The organism is Tenacibaculum sp. AWR4_210 (genome assembly GCF_056160945.1).
This window is the reverse complement of record NZ_JBSWYF010000094.1, coordinates 1-249: the sequence shown is the minus strand read 5'-3', so window position 1 is coordinate 249 and position 249 is coordinate 1. Positions and strand designations below refer to the sequence as shown.

Below are 249 nucleotides of genomic sequence, written 5' to 3'. Positions count from 1 at the left end.
ACTATGCATCACAAACAGTAAGTAGCTGTGAGAGTAGTAGAACCTCAGTAAGTGTAACCGTAAATACCACCCCAACCGCACCAACAGCAAGTGCACAAGCATTCTGTAGTACCGATAGCCCAACAGTAGCCGACTTAGTAGCTACAGGAACAGGAATTCAATGGTATGCAGCGTCAACAGGAGGAACTGCCTTAGCAGGAACAACAGCATTGAGCACAGGAACCTACTATGCATCACAAACAGTAAGTA

1 protein-coding gene is annotated in these 249 nt (G+C 45.8%); it reads left to right on the top strand.

Annotation, left to right across the window (positions count from 1 at the left end; genetic code table 11):
• Window positions 1-249 (top strand): hypothetical protein (locus tag ACXAG7_RS20170; protein WP_476667959.1); only part of this gene is annotated, 249 nt, incomplete at both ends.